The organism is Cellulophaga baltica, assembly GCF_900102165.1.
GTDB lineage: Bacteria > Bacteroidota > Bacteroidia > Flavobacteriales > Flavobacteriaceae > Cellulophaga > Cellulophaga baltica.
In genome coordinates this window covers 327723-347613 of sequence record NZ_FNBD01000002.1, presented here as the reverse complement: position 1 = coordinate 347613, position 19891 = coordinate 327723, and the positions used below count along the sequence as shown (strand labels likewise).

16 protein-coding genes are annotated in these 19891 nt (G+C 35.5%); all 16 read left to right on the top strand.

Annotated elements, in window-relative coordinates; genetic code table 11:
• Positions 1–14 precede the first annotated feature (14 nt).
• The 16 genes from BLQ19_RS04600 (at position 15) to BLQ19_RS04520 (ending at position 19890) form a co-directional block, all read left to right on the top strand.
• Positions 15–3260 carry an efflux RND transporter permease subunit gene (locus tag BLQ19_RS04600; protein ID WP_074537556.1) on the top strand — a complete coding sequence of 1082 codons (3246 nt, stop codon included), beginning with the start codon at positions 15–17 and terminating at the stop codon, positions 3258–3260.
• Positions 3250–4701 carry a TolC family protein gene (locus BLQ19_RS04595; protein WP_074537555.1) on the top strand — a complete coding sequence of 484 codons (1452 nt, stop codon included), beginning with the start codon at positions 3250–3252 and terminating at the stop codon, positions 4699–4701. Before BLQ19_RS04600 ends, BLQ19_RS04595 begins: the two co-directional genes overlap by 11 nt.
• A gap of 600 nt (positions 4702–5301) precedes the next feature.
• Positions 5302–5592: a YbjQ family protein gene (locus BLQ19_RS04585; protein WP_083332188.1), complete on the top strand. Its 291-nt coding sequence runs from the start codon at positions 5302–5304 to the stop codon at positions 5590–5592.
• A 12-nt stretch (positions 5593–5604) separates the two neighbouring features.
• Complete coding sequence (locus BLQ19_RS21715) at positions 5605–5727, top strand: hypothetical protein (RefSeq protein ID WP_302846549.1); 123 nt, start codon at positions 5605–5607, stop codon at positions 5725–5727.
• Positions 5728–5745: 18 nt separating this feature from the next.
• Positions 5746–6360: a hypothetical protein gene (locus BLQ19_RS04580; protein ID WP_074537553.1), complete on the top strand. Its 615-nt coding sequence runs from the start codon at positions 5746–5748 to the stop codon at positions 6358–6360.
• Between the two features lie 11 nt (positions 6361–6371).
• Complete coding sequence (locus tag BLQ19_RS04575; RefSeq protein WP_074537552.1) at positions 6372–7220, top strand: endo alpha-1,4 polygalactosaminidase; 849 nt, start codon at positions 6372–6374, stop codon at positions 7218–7220.
• 251 nt (positions 7221–7471) lie between these two features.
• Entirely contained in the window at positions 7472–7891 is a 420-nt protein-coding gene (locus BLQ19_RS04570; RefSeq protein WP_074537551.1) for a transposase-like zinc-binding domain-containing protein, read from the top strand.
• Positions 7892–7998: 107 nt separating this feature from the next.
• Entirely contained in the window at positions 7999–9246 is a 1248-nt protein-coding gene (locus tag BLQ19_RS04565; protein WP_034667418.1) for a hypothetical protein, read from the top strand.
• Positions 9247–9257: 11 nt separating this feature from the next.
• Positions 9258–9518, top strand: a complete 261-nt coding sequence (locus BLQ19_RS04560; RefSeq protein ID WP_029445393.1) for a DUF4212 domain-containing protein — start codon at positions 9258–9260, stop codon at positions 9516–9518.
• Between the two features lie 24 nt (positions 9519–9542).
• Entirely contained in the window at positions 9543–11249 is a 1707-nt protein-coding gene (locus tag BLQ19_RS04555; protein ID WP_074537550.1) for a sodium:solute symporter family protein, read from the top strand.
• A 188-nt stretch (positions 11250–11437) separates the two neighbouring features.
• The gene (locus BLQ19_RS04550) at positions 11438–11632 is read left to right on the top strand and encodes a hypothetical protein (RefSeq protein ID WP_024479430.1); all 195 of its coding nucleotides are present in this window, start codon (positions 11438–11440) and stop codon (positions 11630–11632) included.
• Positions 11625–14312, top strand: coding sequence for a sensor histidine kinase (locus BLQ19_RS04545; RefSeq protein ID WP_074537549.1), 2688 nt, complete (start codon positions 11625–11627; stop codon positions 14310–14312). Before BLQ19_RS04550 ends, BLQ19_RS04545 begins: the two co-directional genes overlap by 8 nt.
• A 16-nt stretch (positions 14313–14328) precedes the next feature.
• Entirely contained in the window at positions 14329–14694 is a 366-nt protein-coding gene (locus BLQ19_RS04540) for a response regulator transcription factor (RefSeq protein ID WP_074537698.1), read from the top strand.
• A 517-nt stretch (positions 14695–15211) separates the two neighbouring features.
• Complete coding sequence (gene acs / locus BLQ19_RS04530; RefSeq protein ID WP_074537548.1) at positions 15212–17119, top strand: acetate--CoA ligase; 1908 nt, start codon at positions 15212–15214, stop codon at positions 17117–17119.
• A 325-nt stretch (positions 17120–17444) separates the two neighbouring features.
• Positions 17445–18740, top strand: a complete 1296-nt coding sequence (locus tag BLQ19_RS04525) for a DUF5690 family protein (protein ID WP_074537547.1) — start codon at positions 17445–17447, stop codon at positions 18738–18740.
• Entirely contained in the window at positions 18733–19890 is a 1158-nt protein-coding gene (locus BLQ19_RS04520) for a TIGR03364 family FAD-dependent oxidoreductase (protein ID WP_074537546.1), read from the top strand. The genes BLQ19_RS04525 and BLQ19_RS04520 overlap by 8 nt, the downstream gene beginning before the upstream one ends.
• Position 19891 lies beyond the last annotated feature (1 nt).

Here is a 19891-nt window from a genome sequence, read left to right as displayed (position 1 = left end):
AATCCAAAAAAGACATGTTCAGTAATTTTATAAAAAGACCGGTATTGGCAATTGTCATATCGGTAATAATCGTATTTACGGGGCTGCTTTCTATAAAGCAATTACCCATATCACAATTTCCAGAGATTGCACCAACTACCGTAAACATTTTTATAGCCTATCCTGGTTCAAGTGCAGATGTATTGGTTAAATCTACATTAATACCTTTAGAAACGGCTATAAATGGTGTGCAAGGCATGCGTTATATCGCGTCAGATGCTACAAGTGCTGGGGAAGGGACGTTGCGTATCATCTTTGAACCGGGTACAGACCCTAATCAGGCAGTAGTCCGGGTAAAAACAAGAGTAGATCAGGTTATGCCTTTATTGCCAGACTTGGTACAGCGTGAAGGGGTAATTATTACGCCAGTACAACCAAGCATGTTGATGTACGTAAACTTGTATAGTGATAATGTGGATGACCATGAATTATTTCTCTACAATTATGCATATACTAAGATGATCCCTGAAATTCAGCGAATTGATGGGATAGCGAGTGCTCAGATCTTAGGGAGTCGCAAGTATGCTATTCGTGTTTGGCTGAAACCAGATCGCATGCGCGCATATAATGTTTCTGCAGAAGAAATATTAAAAGCAATGGAGGAGCAAAGTATTTTGGCAAGACCCGGTAGAATAGGGCAGAGCTCAGGTAAAACTTCGCAATCTTTAGAGTATGTATTAATGTACCAAGATAGGTATGACGAACCAGAGCAATACGAAGATATTATCATCAAGGCCAACGAGGAAGGGGAGATTTTAAAATTAGGAGACCTAGCGGATGTGGAGCTTGGTAGTGAGTTTTTTGATATCTATTCCAATTTAGATGGTAAGCCTTCAGCATCAATTGTTTTAAAACAAACTTTTGGCAGCAATGCAAGTGATGTTATAGCAGAAGTCAAGGACAAATTAAAAGAGTTGAAGGAGGATTTACCTTCTGGTATGGAGTACAGAATTAGTTATGATGTTTCTAACTTTTTGAATGCGTCTATAGAGCAAGTTATTCATACACTTAGAGATGCTTTTATACTGGTAGCTATAGTGGTATTCCTATTTTTAGGAGATTGGAGGTCTACTTTAATTCCTATCATCGCAGTGCCTGTTTCATTGATTGGAGCCTTCTTTATTATGCAATTGTTTGGTTTGTCAATTAATTTAATAACCTTATTTGCTTTAGTGCTAGCTATTGGTATTGTCGTTGATGATGCTATTGTTGTTGTAGAAGCCGTACATGCAAAAATGGAAGAAACCCATTTAGGTCCTTTTGAAGCCGTAAAGCTAGTCGTAAATGAAATAGGAGGTGCTATTATAGCGATAACATTGGTGATGGTATCGGTTTTTATTCCGATTGCATTTATGTCGGGCCCTGTTGGAGTATTTTATAGACAATTTTCCATAACCATGGCTGGGTCTATCATTTTATCTGCGGTAGTAGCGCTTACATTAACCCCGGTTCTCTGTGCAATGATTCTTAAAAATGATCATGGCAAACCTAAGAAGAAATCACCGATAGATAAATTTATTGCTTGGTTCAATAGAGGTTTTGAAAAGCTTACGGGAAGGTATGTGAACATTTTGAATAAAATTGTTGCGAGAAGAGTTTTGACTTTTGGGATCTTAATAGCATTTTGTGTTGGGGTATTTGTTACAAACGAAGCACTACCCGCTGGTTTTATTCCAAATGAAGATCAGGGGATGATTTATGCGATAATCCAAACCCCACCAGGATCTACCCTAGAGCGAACAAATGATATTGCTAGAAAATTACAGAAGATATGTGAGGAAACAGCAGGTGTAGAATCTGTCTCTTCTTTAGCAGGATATGAAATTATGACAGAAGGGCGTGGTTCAAATGCAGGTACTTGTTTGATTAACCTTAAGCCTTGGTCTGACCGGGAGCATTCCGTACATGAAATCATGGAAGAGCTAGAAGAGGAAACTAAAAATTTGGGTGCAGTCATTGAGTACTTTGAACCACCAGCTGTACCAGGTTTTGGATCTTCAGGAGGCTTCTCAATGCGTTTGTTAGATAAAACCAATGGTACGGATTATCAAGAGTTTGATAAAATCAATAAGAATTTTATGGATGCGCTAGCTAAACGGGAAGAACTAACAGGCTTGTTTACCTTCTTTTCCGCGAATTACCCTCAGTATGAGTTAAAAATTAATAATAAAATTGCCATGCAAAAAGGGGTTTCTATTGATAAAGCAATGGAGAACTTAAACATTTTGATAGGTAGTACTTATGAACAAGGGTTTATCCGCTTCGGAAGATTTTTTAAAGTGTATACACAAGCAGCTCCAGAATACAGAGCATTACCCTCAGACCTTGAAAAATTATTTGTAAAGAATGAAGAGGGAGAAATGGTTCCGTATTCTGCATTTATGACCATGGAAAAGCGTTTGGGACCAAATGAAATTACACGTTATAACTTATATAACTCAGCATCAATAAACGGACTTCCTTCCAACGGATTTACCACTGGCGATGCTATCACTGCGATAAAAGAAGTAGCCAAAGAAACACTGCCAAGAGGCTATGATATTGCTTGGGAGGGCTTGTCGTATGATGAGGCGCAGCGAGGGAACGAATCACTTTATATTTTCATGGTAGTTCTAATCTTTGTATACTTTGTTCTTGCCGCTCAATATGAAAGTTTTTTACTTCCTTTTGCGATTATTTTATCACTTCCTGTTGGTGTTCTAGGTTCATTTGTATTATTGAAGACTATGGGGTTAGCCAATGATGTCTATGCGCAAATTGGACTTATTATGTTAGTTGGGCTTTTGGGGAAAAACGGAGTGCTTATTGTGGAGTTTGCAGTTCAGAAAAGGCGTCAAGGAAGTACAATTCTTGAGGCTGCCATTGAAGGAGCAAGAGTAAGGTTTAGACCAATTTTAATGACTTCTTTTGCTTTTATAGCAGGATTGATTCCTTTAGTTGTGGCGCATGGCGCGGGTGCAATTGGAAACAAAACTATTGGTGGTTCTGCCATGGGAGGTATGTTAATGGGGACTTTTATCGGCGTTTTAATTATCCCAGGATTATATTACATATTTGCAACTATGGCAGACGGAAGAAGTTTAATTAAAGGAGAAGCTACGGAGCCTGTTTCAGAAGAATTTATTAGAGAGAGTGAAGCCGGAGGTAAGACAAAAGCAACACTTCGAGAAGTAAAAAAATTATTGAAAAAATTAACCAAAAAAAATGAGGATGAAATTTAATAAAAGCAAGCTCATAGGCTATAGATGGTCCTCTTTGGTAGGTCTTTTAGCACTAGTAAGTGTCTATGCTTGTGTACCAACGAGAACGCTAAAAGAAGAGGATACCAGCGTTCCAGAACAGTATGCAAATCAACCTATAGATACTGTAAATACCGCTAAGATGAAATGGCGCGAATTTTTTTCAGACCCTTATCTAATTTCTTTAATAGACACAGCATTGGTGCATAACCAAGAGTTAAATATCATGCTTCAACGCGTAGATATGTCTAAAAATGAAATAAAAGCGCGAAAAGGGGAGTATTTGCCTTTTGTCAATTATTTTGGTGGTGCTGAGGTTGAAAAAGTAGGGGAGTACACGCGTAATGGCGCTGTCGAAAAAAACCTTGATATTAGAGAGGGAGAGGAGTTTCCAGAACCGTTGACCAACTATGCTTTTGGTCTAAAAGCTTCTTGGGAAATTGATGTATGGAAGAAGTTGCGCAATGCTAAAAAATCTGCTGTTTTTGAGTATTTATCTACTGTAGAAGGTAAGAATTTTATGGTGACGAGTTTGGTTTCAGAAATAGCTAATTCTTATTATGAGTTACTCGCCGTTGATAGTCAGTTGGCCATAATTGATCAGAATTTAGAGCTTCAGGAACATGCGCTTACTATGGTTAAGCTTCAAAAGCAAGCAGCAAGAGCCACAGAGTTGGCGGTCAAAAAGTTCGAGGCTGAAGTTTTAAAAAATAGAAGCCATAGATTTGAACTAAAGCAAGAGATCGTAGCGATAGAAAATAAGATTAATTTTCTGATGGGTAGATCGCCACAAACGGTAGCTCGTAGTTCTGGAGATTTTGTCACGACATCTGTTGATGCTATGTATGCAGGTGTACCTTCTCAGTTACTTTTAAATCGTACCGATGTTCGCCAAGCAGAATTAGAATTAGAGGCGGCTAAATTAAATATAAGCGTAGCAAAAGCTAATTTCTATCCTTCATTTGATATAACAGCAAGTTTAGGTTTAGAGGCTTTTAAACCGAAGTATTTAAATACAACTCCAGAATCTCTTTTGTATTCTGTTGTGGGTGATGTTGTAGGACCTTTAATTAATAGAAATGCGATTAAAGCGGCATATAAAAATGCTAATGACAAGCAGATACAAGCAGTTTTTGAATATGAAAAAGCAATCTTAAATGCCTATATAGAGGTTTCAAATGAACTTTCTAATATAGATAATTTAAAGAAAAGTTTTGATTTAAAAGTAGGCCAAGTAGATGCGTTAACAGAGTCTATTGATATTTCCATACGTTTGTTTCAGTCCGCTAGAGCAGATTATATGGAGGTGCTTTTAACGCAGCGTGATGCGCTAGAGGCTACTATTGAGCTTATTGAAACTAAAAAAGATCAATTGATTGCACAGACCACGATGTATAAAGCACTAGGTGGCGGCTGGAATTAACGCTTAAAAAATTGTTTAAATGCCGTGAAAAAGCCTGTAAAGAAATTTACAGGCTTTTGTTTTTTAGGATGCTTTTGATCCAACTGTTTTTTTTATGACACACATTATATCGTCATCAGCTAATCGTGAAGCATTTAATCTTCCAATTATAGATTCTGTTTCTAGATATTCAAATAGTGCATCAGAGACATAAGGCTTTAAGTGATTGATGTTTGTCCTATTTGATAGTATTACTTCTCCGGTATGCTTATTAATTACGCTATAATAGTAGTTAAATAATTCCATAACTTATTTTGTTTTATTTTGGATGCAACTGACATGTTTTTAGAACTATAAAACTAATAATAGATTATTTTTTAAATGAACTCAAATGCTAAAAAATAAAACTCAAATCACTTTTATAGCTTTGTTTAAGTACTTTTAGAGAGGTGATTGAAATAGTCTATTGACGTTTATTTATAAGTTACAATGTATGTTTGTTTTCCTGGTAGAATATATATCCTCATTTTTGCGTTGTACTAAAGCACTAAAATTATTTCGATTAGGGGATAATTTTATAGAACGCCGATTAAGTTAAATTAAACACTACAGTTGTAAAAAATGGAAAATTTTAAGCATATAAAAGTAACAACAACTTCTTCTCTGCAGAATGTTGAAATAGTAGAATACTTGGAACCTATTTCTGTAACTATCGTTATTGGGATGAATTTCTTTGAAGATGTACTAACAGGATTTCGGGATGTTATTGGAGGTAAGTCTAATACGTATACCAAATCATTAGAAAAGATTAATGAAGAAGCTATTATAGAACTTAAAAGACGTGCCCATTATTTAAATGCCAATTACGTTATTGGTCTCAGTATTGACAATGATGAGATTTCTGCGCAATGAAAATCAATGTTGATGGTTACAGCAATGGGTACAGCGGTAAGAGTTGCCGGAAAGGCTAAGAATATCATAAAGAATTCAACATCCATAAATTTAGAAGCTTTTGAACAATTGTCGTTAAAAGCGCAACTCCTGTAAAGTGCAGAGAAAGACGAATTGATTTTAACTGAAAACAAGTGGAATCAAATTATAGAAAATCAAGTGTCAGAATTAATTCCTTTTCTTTTGACCAAGCTCACCAATAACTTAAGCCAGTTTGATGTCAAAGAAAATATTAAGTTATTTTTTGATACGCTTGAAAGAGAAGACACGATTACCCAGATTTTTGATTTCTTAGAACGCAATGAAGATAGAGATTTGGAGTATGTACTTGAAGTAATACAAGAATTGCATATGGTAGATTATGATAAAAACTTAAAACTACTGACGAGCAAGAAGCGGTATTTAAATATTTTGGGCGCTTCCATTGCAGGAATGCATAAGAAGGCCTATTATACATCTGATCTAAAATTGATAGAAGAAACTATTTTGGTGCTCGAGGAGAAATTTCCTGTTACAGCTAGCTTTATGAGATCTAAAGAATCGTTTTCAGATAAAGAAATTGATGTTTGGAAATGTGAATGCGGCACTGAAAATAATTTGGAAAGAGAAAGCTGTAGAGCCTGCAAAACAGATATTCATGGATTAAAAGATGCTACAATTAATCTAAAGGAAATTAAAGAAAGCTTAATTTATAAATTAGCTATTTTACAGAAAAACTTTGCTCAATAAATGGTATTACAATGAAATATTTTTTAATTATAAGTCTCTTATTATCAATTTTTTCCTGCAGCAGCGAAGAAAACACTAGATCTGCTGATCCTGAAGATGACACGGGCACTCCGCTAATAAGTAGTGCTATTCCTATTTACAACCAAGCATACCAAGAAAATTTTGAAGCAGATAAGATTAGTACTATTTTAGACAATGCCAAAAATGGATACGTTTTATTAGATCCTTTTCAAGAAGAGGTAACGGATCATGTAGCTGCGATACAGGCAAACGGTAACCAAGTAGGCGCTTATATCAGTATTGGTACGGGTGAAACTTATAGAGATGACTATGAACAAATAAAGCCTTACTTAGTAGCCACTCCTTGGGGTGAATGGCCCGATGAGTTCTTTGTAAAAGAAACTACAACTGGAGTACTAGAAGTAATGAAGGCGAGAACAGATAAGATTGCTGCTTGGGGGTTTGACTGGGTAGAGTTTGATAATATGGACTGGGCTTTTGATGATGAAGCTAGAACCACTTATAAAATAACAGCATCAAAAAGTGAAGCTATTGTTTATTACCAAGAGTTATGTGCTTATGTGCATTCAAAAGGAATGAAATGTATGGCGAAAAACAGGGTAGAAGATGCGGCCGATTTTGATGGTGTCCTGTATGAATCTTATACCGATGAAAAAAATTGGTGGGATCAATCTGGAGCACAAAGCTTTTTAAATGCGGGAAAATTGGTGATTATTAATCATTACAATGAGAAATCTTGTGGAGAAGTGTATTCTGAATATAAGGGCATTTATAATGATAACCTTTCCTTTATTTGTGAGGATGCCATATTAAAAAAGTATGTTCATTATAATGAGTAGGTGAGCCTATGGTACTCCTATAAAAAAATCCCAGTAAATTTAAGTTTGCTGGGATTTTTTATAGGCTATTATGGCTAGATCTATCACCATTTACGTCAGTTTTACTATAAGTTACTACAGATGAAGTTCGTATGATTTCTAGTGATTAGCACATAAATACATGTTAATTAGGGAGTTGTATGCTGGTAAATAACATATGAGTCTCAAAATTAATAGTGCTAAATTAATATATTTATGCTAATTTGGTATATATGAAAATTGAACTATGTCCTAATTGTGGGTCAGACCATAAAATTAAAAGCGGAATTGTCAATAATAGGCAGCGGTATAAGTGTAAACAATGTAGTTATTTCTTTTCTGTAAATAAGATAGGAAAGAAGATAGATGATTATTACATAAACAAGTCGCTTCAGTTGTATTTAGAGGGATTGTCATATCGGGAGATAGAACGTATTCTTGGGGTGTCTCATGTTAGTATTATGAACTGGATCAAGAAGTATAATATTAAACGTCCTTACAATTCTAGCTACCACCCTACCTATAAAATATTAAATGCAATAGAGCTAGGTAAGTACTTTCTAAATGCTGAAAATATTAAGGGGGCAGGAGTCGTAGTAACAGAGTTAGGAGATAAATTTATGCTTATAAAATGGGAACGTTTTAAGGATTAAGTATAGCTATTTAACAAAATAATATATTATTTTTTTGTTAACAAATTGTTTTTAGGAGATTAGTGGTGCACACAAAACCAATTATTCACTTATTAATCAACGTAACAATGGGAAAACAAACACTAATATGGATAGGGGTATTTCTCGCCTCCTTTCAGATTATAAATGCCCAAGGCTCTCCTGATTATACCGGAGGTCTTAAATTTAAATTTAATGAGGATGGCTCAAAATATATGAGAGTTATTTCCTGGGCACAAGTACAAGCCAATTATAATACGGAGGATACTTTTGATGCCAATGGTAATGAGAATAGTCGTCTAAACTTCAATCTACGACGAGCACGTGTATTAATGTTTGCACAAATCAATAAAGATTTTTTAATCTTAACGCATTTTGGACTCAATAGTTTAACAAGCACTACCCTAAGTCCTACAGGAAAAGGAGATGGTTCTCAACTATTTTTTCACGGAGTTTGGGCACAATATACTATAGGCGATGATCTAACGCTAGGCGGAGGCTTGCACTATTTTAATGGTATTTCAAGATTAAATAATCAGAGTACCTTAAACATGATGACGATGGATAACCATCGTCAAGCTTGGGCAACTATTGGGTTATCAGATCAGTTTGCACGTCATTTAGGATTTTTTGCCAAAGGAAATTTTGATCGGTTGCAATACCGGGTGGCAATCAATGATGCTTCGGCCTCTTCTCTAGATTCACGAACTGCGGCGGTAAATAGTTCTGCGGTTTATAACGGGCGTGCTACTTTGGGGTCTAAAGATGCTGGTAAAGCCTATGCCGGATACTTCGATTATCATTTTTTGGATCAAGAATCTAACTTCTTGCCCTATAAAGTAGGAACGTATGTGGGAAGTAAAAAAGTGTTCAATATAGGAGCGGGCTTCTTTCTACATCCGAAGGGATCTGTTATAGACAATGGTACTATAGCCGCTCCTAATTTAGTAGGAGAAGATGTCTCAATTTTCGCGGCAGATGCTTTCTATGATGCGCCAATTGGCGAAGATGGTAGTGCGGTAACTGCTTATGCAATGTTTCAATCTAGTGATTACGGAAAAGATTATTTATTCAGTGCCTATGGCACAGGGAATATGCTTTACGGGCATGTAGGTTACGTTTTCAAAGGAGACATTACAAAGACAAGGTACCAACCTTATTTAAGCTATGGCACCCATAGTTATGATGCTGTAGAGGACAACCGAAATACCTTTGGTATTGGAGTAAATGCTTTTATGAGTGGTCACAACTCAAAATTAACTTTAGAATATCAAAATCAAAGTTTTGGCGCAGTAGATTCTAATATTATATCGCTTCAAGCGATGATTTACCTATAAAAATAAAAATTATGTCTGATAAACAAAAAAACGCAACAGCGTACTGGAAAGAAAACCTGCGGTACCTAACTATTCTATTATCCATTTGGTTTTTAGTTTCCTTCGTTTTTGGAATCTTAATGGTCGATCAATTAAACGAGATAAAAATGGGAGGCTTCAAGCTAGGGTTCTGGTTTGCACAACAAGGGTCTATTTACGTGTTTGTTGTACTCATATTCGTCTATATACGATTGATGAATAAGTTGGATAAAAAATACGGTGTTGACGAATAAACTAACTAAAAAAACAAATATATTATGGGAATACTAACTTGGACCTGGATACTCGTAGGGATCACTTTTGCACTTTATATCGGGATTGCAATTTGGGCTAGAGCAGGATCTTCAAAAGAATTTTACGTTGCAGGAGGTGGTGTGCCACCAATTATCAATGGTATGGCAACTGCAGCCGATTGGATGTCTGCAGCATCATTTATATCATTAGCAGGTATAGTCTCCTTCGGGGGCTATGATGGCTCTGTTTACCTCATGGGGTGGACCGGTGGGTATGTGCTTTTAGCTTTGCTGCTCGCGCCTTATTTAAGGAAATTTGGAAAATTTACAGTACCAGATTTTATTGGAGATCGGTATTATTCTAATGTAGCCCGTATCGTGGCTGTCATTGCGGCTTTAATAGTATCATTTACCTATGTTGCTGGTCAAATGAGAGGGGTGGGCATTGTTTTTTCAAGATATTTAGAAGTAGATATTGAGACTGGTGTTTATATTGGTATGACTATCGTACTCTTCTATGCAGTACTTGGTGGGATGAAAGGAATTACCTATACTCAAGTAGCGCAATATTGTGTTCTTATTTTTGCGTTTATGGTTCCAGCAATTTTTATTTCGTTTGAAATGACGGGAAATGCTATTCCCCAATTAGGATTTGGTGGTACAGGTGATGATGGCGCTTACCTTTTGGACAAATTAGATGGTTTACATGCAGAACTAGGTTTTAGTGAGTATACTACAGGAAGTAAATCTATGATAGATGTGTTTGCAATAACACTAGCCTTGATGGCGGGTACGGCTGGTTTACCTCATGTTATTGTCCGTTTCTTTACAGTACCTCGGGTAAAAGATGCACGGAAATCTGCAGGTTGGGCTTTATTATTTATTGCAATCATGTATACTACAATTCCGGCTGTAGCGGTGTTTGCAAGAGTTAATCTTATAGAAACAGTTAGTAATAAGCCATACGACGGATTGCCAGAATGGTTTGCAAATTGGGAGAAAACGGGACTCTTGAAATATGAGGACAAAAATAATGATGGTGTAGTTCAATATGTGGCAGATAAGAATATAAATGAACTTACTATTGACCGTGATATAATGGTACTCGCAAATCCTGAGATAGCAAAATTACCCAATTGGGTAATTGCATTGGTAGGAGCAGGAGGATTGGCTGCAGCATTATCTACAGCGGCAGGTTTATTATTAGTAATAGCATCTTCTATTTCTCATGATTTATTCAAGAAAATTTTGATGCCAACAATTAGTGAAAAAGGTGAGCTTATTGCTGCGCGTCTTGCAGCTACAGTTGCAGTAGTAATTGCAGGTTATTTTGGGATCAATCCTCCAGGATTTGTTGCTGCTGTCGTCGCATTAGCCTTTGGTCTTGCTGCCGCCTCATTCTTTCCGGCAATTGTATTAGGAATCTTCGATAAACGTATGAATAAAGAAGGGGCCATTGCAGGTATGGTAATAGGTTTGGGCTTAATGCTATTTTATATGCTGAAATTTAAATTTGGAATCTTTGATGGAGGTAAAGAAGCTGTTGATAGTTTAAAATCTAGTTGGTGGTTTGGTATATCACCTGAAGGATTTGGTACGGTCGCTATGTTCGTAAACTTTGTCTTCTCTGTTGTGATCTCGAGAATGACACCTGCGCCACCAGAAAATGTTCAGGATATTGTAGAAAATATTAGAATACCTTCTGGGGCGGGAGAGGCTTCTGGACATTAAAAATAAATACTCTTTTATGCATGAGATATCGTTTGAATAGCGGAAGGGTATTAAATTAAAATTAGTTAGTTAACCTAAAATCAGCATTGCAATTTTTGTGATGCTGATTTTTATTGATGTAATAAAATGATTTTTTTTCACTACTTTATACACGGTAAACAGCCTAGTGTATCAACTAATAACTAAACATGAAGAAACGTCATGAACAAAAACTAGTCGTCCTCTCGATTGCTTTATTTCTACTATTTAATGTACCCTTTGTCTTAATTTTTAATTTTGAAGGGGCGTTATTTGGTATTCCTACGTTTTACTTTTCAATGTTTTCTATTTGGTTACTTTCTATTGTAATTTCAGGAATTGTTCTAAAGCGATACTATGAATAATTACTTGTTAATCATTATTATCGTTGTGTATTTAGCAGTGCTGTTTTTCATTGCTTTTTTGGCGGAAAAGAAGAAAAAAAGCAAATGGGTAAACAATCCCTATGTGTACACTTTGTCTTTAGCTGTTTATTGTTCTGCTTGGACGTACTATGGCAGTATCGGGATTGCGGCCAATTCTGGAATTGATTTTCTGCCAATTTATTTAGGTCCTGTTATTGCTGCACCTTTATGGATTGTAGTGCTTCGTAAAGTAATACGAATTTCTAAGCAAAATAAAATCTCTTCCATAGCAGATTTCATTTCTCTGCGGTATGGGAATAATAGGTTTCTGGGAGCTCTAGTTACCTTGGTTTGTCTTTTTGGTACCATTCCATATATTTCGTTACAACTAAAAGCAGTTTCAGAAACCTTTGAAATTATGGGCGATAATTTTCCGCATGTTTCAACAAATATTTTTAATGATTCTACCTTTTATGTGGCGCTACTTTTAGCCATATTCGCAACGTTTTTTGGCACACAAAAAGCAGATGCGTCAGAAAAACACACTGGAATCATTGCGGCAGTAACTTTTGAATCGGTATTAAAATTAGTGTTCTTCTTAGTTATTGGTGTTTATGTAACCTTCTATTTATTTGATGGCACCACCGATATTTATACGCAAATAGCGACTAGAGCAAATTTTAAAGAACTAACCGGTCTCTCAGGATTGGAAGAAGGGTTTAATTGGTTTTTTATGATTGGATTGTCATTTATGGCCATCTTTTTATTGCCTAGACAATTTCAGGTTTCAGTATTGGAAAATACCAGAGAAAAATATTTAAAAAAAGCGATCTGGTTATTTCCACTTTACCTGCTGTTGTTTAACATATTCGTAATTTTCATTGCTTGGGCGGGAGAGATAACTTTTGGAGGCACTGCGAATTCAGAATATTACACCTTACTTTTACCTTTAAAGAATGGCAATTCATTTCTAGCCACTTTAGTATTTCTTGGAGGATTCTCTGCAGTCATTTTCATGGTGGTGGTTTCTACATTAGCACTCTCCACAATGGTGAGCAACAATTTAATTATTCCGTATGGCTTTTTAGATAAATTCATTAGAAATCAAACAGAACGGAATGCGAAGTATATTAAGAATATTCGTCGGATTTCTATTTTTACCATTATTATCATAGCGTATTTCTTTTATGTCTCTTTTTCGAGCGAATTATCGTTGTACGCCATAGGGCTAATTTCATTTGTAATTATAGGACAACTGGCGCCTTCTTTTTTTATTGGATTATTTTGGAACCGTGGTTCTTCTAAAGGGGCTGTAATAGGAATTATTGTTGGTTTTCTTATAACCGTATATACCTTAATACTTCCATTTACGATATCAGCAACGGGACGTGAGAATTTTACAGAATTAGGATTATTTGGTATTAGCGCCCTTAAGCCATATGCTCTTTTTGGAATTGATTTTTTGAGTCCGCCAGCACATGCTTTTTTTTGGAGCATGCTAGTTAATTTACTCTGCTATCTCGTGTTTTCAATTATGACGAAAGGGAATTATCGAGAGCGTAATTATGCGGAAATGTTTGTAGATAGTAACAATTTTACCGCCTTACAAGACAGTGCATTGGTTTGGAAGGGAGAAGCCTACGTAGCAGATATAAAAAATGTCCTTATTCGGTTTTTAGGAGAAACTAAAGCGGCTAGAGCCTTAAAATTATTTTTCACAAAGTATAATTTACCATTAGATACGCAATTAGCAGATGCTAGACTGATCAATTTTTCAGAAAAACTTTTGACGGGAAGTATAGGTAGTGCTTCTGCTAAAATATTAATTTCTAGTGTGGTTAAAGAAGAGCAAATAAGTTTAGTAGAGGTGCTAAAAATTTTAGAAGAATCTAAGAAGAATATCGTAAGTAATAAAATGCTTCTTGAAAAATCAGACGAGCTCTCGCAATTATCTTCAAAATTAAAAGATGTAAATGAAGAGCTTGTAGTTAAGGATAAGCAAAAAGATGAGTTTTTAGATACGGTAGCACACGAGTTAAAAACGCCTATTACAGGTATTAGAGCTGCTACAGAACTTTTAATGGATGAAGAGGATGATATGCCAAAGGAAATTAAAAAACAGTTCCTGAATAACATCCTTCAAGATTCAGATAGGCTAGGGCGACTCATTAATAATATTCTGGATTTTGAAAAGATGGAGACAGGGCGACTTAAATTAAATAAAGGTTCTCTGGATATTCAACAAACCATGAGAACGGCAGTAGAACGCACGCAACATATTGCAGCTAAAAAAGGAATCAAAATAAACATAAAAAATGTACATCGTTTTTATTTGAATTGTGATGAAGATAGAATTATTCAGGTGTTGTACAATTTGCTTTCAAATGCTTTGAAATTTTGTGAGCCAGAATCTGGACACATTGAAATAGATTATAGGCTAGGCAACGAAGTGCTTGAGATTGTGGTAAGAGACAATGGAAAGGGGATACCTCTTGAAGATATCGACTTTATTTTTGATAAATTTTATCAATCTCAACATCAAAATACTATTAAGCCAGAAGGCAGTGGATTAGGCTTAGCGATTACCCGACAAATTATAGAAAAACACGGTGGAAAAATTTGGGCCTCTAAACATATAAAAACAGGTGCAGAACTTGTTTTTACGTTGCCAATTAGTTAACTTGGTTACAGATTTTATGAAGTACAAGATTTTAATCGTCGATGACGAACCAAATATAGTAATGTCACTAGAATATGCCTTTAAAAAGCAGGATTTTGAGGTGTTTATAGCTAGGGATGGTAGTGAAGCATTAGAACTATTGAAACTTAGCACGCCAGATATTGTGTTGCTAGATATTATGATGCCAAATGTAGATGGGTATCAGACGTTAAAACATATAAAAAGTACCGCTAGTTTAGAAGCTACAAAAGTAGTTTTCTTAACAGCAAAAAATAAAGCTTCGGATATTGAAAAAGGATTAAATCTAGGAGCTGATAAATATTTAATTAAGCCTTTTTCAGTAAAAAAAATAGTCGCAGAAATTCTGCAACTTTTAACTTAAAAGCAGTCTTATAGGTCTTCTTTAAATGTTGGTTTTGTGTGCAAACAAACAATGTTTAACTAAAATTTTAAGACGTGAAGTATCAAATAAAACCACATACATCAGATATTCTTATTACGATTTATGTAGTAATCACTTTGTTCTATAGAATAAAGTTTGAAAACGAAGCAGGCGTAACGGCACTACAATCTCTTGTAATCGGTCTATGCCTTATTGCTATGCCTTGGTCTCTTATCAAACTAAAGATCCTTAATCCCAAGTGGTTCGGCCTATTTAATCCTAAAAAATCAGAGCTCTAATTTTAGGGGGAATGTGTTAGTTGTATAGCTTATTTGCTAATGCTATATGGTCAAAAAATACAATGTTTACCCCATCATCTATTTAGATCTAGTGATGAAGCCTGCTCAGGCTGTTTTATGTCAAGGAGGTTGCGTTGAACTAGACATCACCTATTATCAAAATAAAATCAATTTCCAGAATTCTAAATTCTAGAATTTTAATTAAAAATTTATCCGTCATGAGTAATTATCATATAAAACATTTAGAAGAGTATTATCAAGTTTACCGAAAGTCTGTACGTAATCCGGAATCTTTTTGGGAAGAAATAGCAGAAGAACATTTCTTATGGCGTAAGAAATGGGATACGGTGCTAAGCTGGGATTTTAAGAAACCAGAAGTAAAATGGTTTGAAGGTGCTAAATTGAATATAACCGAGAATTGTATTGATAGGCACCTAGCAACGAGAGGAGATAAAACAGCTATTCTATTTGAGCCCAATGACCCAAAAGAAGCTGCACAACATATTACGTATAAAGACTTGTATCATCGGGTCAATAAATTTGCTAATGTTTTAAAGGCGAAAGGAGTTACAAAAGGAGATCGCGTCTGTGTTTACCTGCCTATGATTCCAGAATTAGCAGTGGCTATATTGGCCTGTGCACGGATAGGCGCCATACACTCGGTGGTTTTTGCAGGCTTTTCGTCTATAGCCTTAGCAACAAGAATTAATGATGCGGATTGTAAGATGGTTATCACCTCTGATGGGTCGTACCGTGGTGCTAAATCTATTGACTTAAAAGGGATTGTAGATGAAGCTTTAGAAGATTGTAAAGGGGTTAATAAGGTATTGGTAGTAAAACGTACTAAGTCTGAAATCATGATGAAAGCAGGGCGTGATGAATGGCTTCAGCCTTTGTTGGACGATGCTTCCGATGAACTTGTGGCAACTGTTATGGATGCCGAAGATCCTTTATTTATCCTATATACTTCAGGTTCTACAGGAATGCCAAAAGGAATGGTGCATAGCACTGGAGGATATTTGGTGTATACGGCATATACCTTTAAAAATGTTTTTCAATATAGAGAGAATGATATTTACTGGTGTACAGCAGATATTGGCTGGATCACAGGGCATAGTTATATTGTGTACGGACCCTTAGCAAATGGTGCAACCACGGTAATGTTTGAAGGAGTACCTAGTTATCCTGATTATGGACGCTTTTGGGACATTGTAGAAAAGCATAAAATTACGCAATTCTATACGGCTCCTACAGCAATAAGGGCTTTGGCAAAAGAGGGGGTGACTTATATAGATACGCATGATTTGTCTTCCTTAAAAGTATTAGGTACGGTAGGAGAGCCTATAAATGAAGAGGCGTGGCATTGGTATGATGATAATGTAGGTAAAAGAAAGGCTCCAATTGTAGATACGTGGTGGCAAACAGAAACGGGAGGTATTATGATTACTCCAATTCCATTTTGTACGCCTACCAAACCAACTTACGCAACCTTACCCTTTATAGGAATTCAACCAGCACTCATGGATGAAAATGGTAAAGAAATAAAAGGAGATCAGGCGGATGGTCGTTTGTGTATAAAATTTCCTTGGCCGAGTATTGCAAGAACTATTTGGGGCAATCACCAGCGGTATAAAGACACTTATTTTTCTGCCTATGAGAATATGTATTTTACGGGAGATGGAGCTCTCAGAGATGAGGTCGGTTATTATAGAATAACAGGGCGTGTAGATGATGTTATTATTGTTTCAGGACATAATTTAGGAACAGCACCTATAGAAGATGCTATAAATGAGCATCCTACGGTTTCTGAAAGCGCCATCGTAGGATTTCCTCATGATATCAAAGGAAATGCATTATATGGATATGTAACCTTAAAAGAAACAGGAGAAAGCAGGAATCATGATAATTTAAGAAAAGAAATAAATCAAATTATAACAGAGCAAATAGGACCCATTGCCAAACTAGATAAAATTCAGTTTACAAATGGTTTACCTAAGACCCGATCTGGAAAAATTATGCGTCGTATTCTAAGAAAAATAGCGGGTAAAGACACTAGTAACTTGGGCGATACAAGCACTTTACTAAATCCGGAATGTGTTCAAGAAATCATGGACAATGTACTTTAAACATATCTAAATGTAAAAAGCCCAATAAATTTAAAATTTACTGGGCTTTTTTTTTGTGGAGCCGGGGAGAATCGAACCTTGCTCTTAAAATGCCTATTGATAGGGGTTTTCTGAGGGTTGATTTTTCATGCTCACCGAATAGGTAACTATTTATTTAAACAAACAGAAAAAATATTTCTTAAACTAGTCTCATAGTTTTCAAAGTGTTTTTTTTAACAAAATCAATCACTTTTGTTAACGAACTAATAACATACAAAAAGTTACAAATAGTAAAATATTCAGGAATATTGTCTTTATATTTTTACTATGAGTAAATAAAACCCAAATGTCAATTATCATTTCAAAAATTCAACTTAGATTTTTCCTTAATGGTGCTTTCGCATCTTTTGGCCTCTACTTTTGCATGTATGCATTTAGAAAACCTTTTACCGTCGCTACTTTTGACGGGCTATTTTTTTTGGGGATAGATTATAAGATAGTTCTGATTTTGGCTCAGGTAATTGGGTATATGTTCTCTAAATTTTTAGGGATCAAGGTGGTGTCTGGTTTAAAGCCCGCGAACCGCTCAGGTTATTTAACCTTTATGATTTTGTTTGCAGAGCTTACCCTTATTTTATTTGGTCTAGATTCAAGTCCATATAATTTTATTTTGTTCTTTTTTAACGGTCTTTCTCTTGGTATGATATGGGGTATTGTTTTCTCTTATTTGGAAGGACGGAAAATGACCGAAATTCTTAGTATCATTTTATGCTCAAGTTTTATAGTGTCTAGTGGTACTGTAAAATCTGTTGGCTTATGGCTTATGAATACTTACGAAATTTCCGAATTCTGGATGCCTGCCGTTACAGGTGGAATATTTTTAGGGCCATTTTTCGTTTGTTTGTACTTCTTAGGGAAATTACCCACTCCTACAATGGAAGATCAATTGTTGCGTAAAGAGCGTAAACCTATGACCGGGAGTGACCGTAAAAAACTATTAATTCAGTTTCTTTTCCCTATTATTATTTTAGTTATTTTCTATACAGCTCTTACAGTTTTACGTGATTTTCGAGATAATTTTTCTAGAGAATTATGGGACGGTATTGGTTATGAGGGTGATGCTTCCATATATACATTATCCGAACTTCCAATTGCTTTTTTAGTCTTACTCATTTTAGGTTTTTTTGGCATAATTAGAAGTAATTACAAGGCATTTATTGGATTTCATTATATTCTTATTTTAGCTAGTATACTGATCGGGTTTTCAACCCTATTATTTCAGCAAGGATTGCTATCGCCCATTTTGTGGATGGTTTTAATTGGTTTTGGACTTTATGCCTGTTACGTGCCCTTTAATTGTATTTTTTTCGATAGAATGATTGCAACCTTTAAAATAGAGGGTAACGCAGGCTATTTGATTTATATTGCAGATTCGTTTGGGTATTTGGGTAGTATGGTTGTTTTACTTTATAAGAATTTTGGACAATCTAATAGTTCTTGGTTGCAATTCTTTATCGTTTCAACCTACTGTATTGCTATTTTAGGATTAGGTATCTCTATGGTGTCTATGCTTTATTTTCGAAAAAAATATCGGACTATCAACTCTAGTTTTGAAATTAAAACCCCAGTAATAAATGGCTGAAATGAAATATGACCTGGTTGTTATAGGAGGTGGTGTTTTGGGAACGTTCCATGCTTATCACGCTTTAAAAAAGGGTTTAAGAGTTGCGTTGTTAGAAAAAGATGTTGTACCCCAAAGTGCTACGGTGCGTAATTTTGGTCAGGTTGTACCCTCTGGGATGAACACCAAATGGCAGGCTTACGGACGTAAAAGTTTACAGATATATAAAAAAATACATTCTAAATACGATATTACAGTTAGACAGGAAGGCTCTATTTACCTCGCTTCTAACGAGGAGGAATCTCAATTGTTAGAGGAGCTTCATAATATTAATCGAGATAATGCCTACACCTCTATCTTATTTACTAAAAAAGAATGTTTAAAACGCTATCCTGGCTTGAATGAAAACTATGTAAGGTCTGGTTTATTTTTTCCAGACGAAATAATCATTGAACCTCGTACGATGATTGTTAAGCTACATAAATACCTGATTAATAAAGGCATGGATATTTTTTATAATACTAAGGTCTTAGAGTGTAACACCTTGGTTGGTAGCGTTGGAATCCAGATTGCAGATGGGCGTCTTTTAATGTCTTCAAAAGTAATAATTTGTAATGGTAATGATTTTAAAACTCTATATCCAAAGCTTTTCGCTTCGAGTGATTTGGAAATTTCAAAACTACAAATGATGAAGACCAAGCCACAAGGAAATTATAAAATAGCGGGTTCCATACTTACGGGACTTTCTATAAGACGGTATGAGGCATTTGCAGAATGCCCTTCTTATATCAACATCAAATCAAAGGAGTCCATTGATAGTCCCGAAAAAAAGTGGGGAGTGCATATATTGTTTAAACAAGCTAAGGACGGAGGTGTTATCTTAGGAGATTCCCATGAATATGCAGATGTTGAAAACAGTGAGCAGTTAGGTTTTGACCTAAATATGGATATTGATAATTTTATAATAGAAAAATCCAAAGAGATATTTAACTTACCGACTTATGAAATAGAACACCGTTGGTACGGAATGTATTCCCAGAGTAAAAACTCAGATATTTTTGAGGCTACCATTGATAGGAATATTCATATTATTACCGGTATAGGAGGAAAAGGAATGACTGGTAGTCCAGGTTTTGCTAAACATAACATTAACCAAATATTTAATTTTTAAA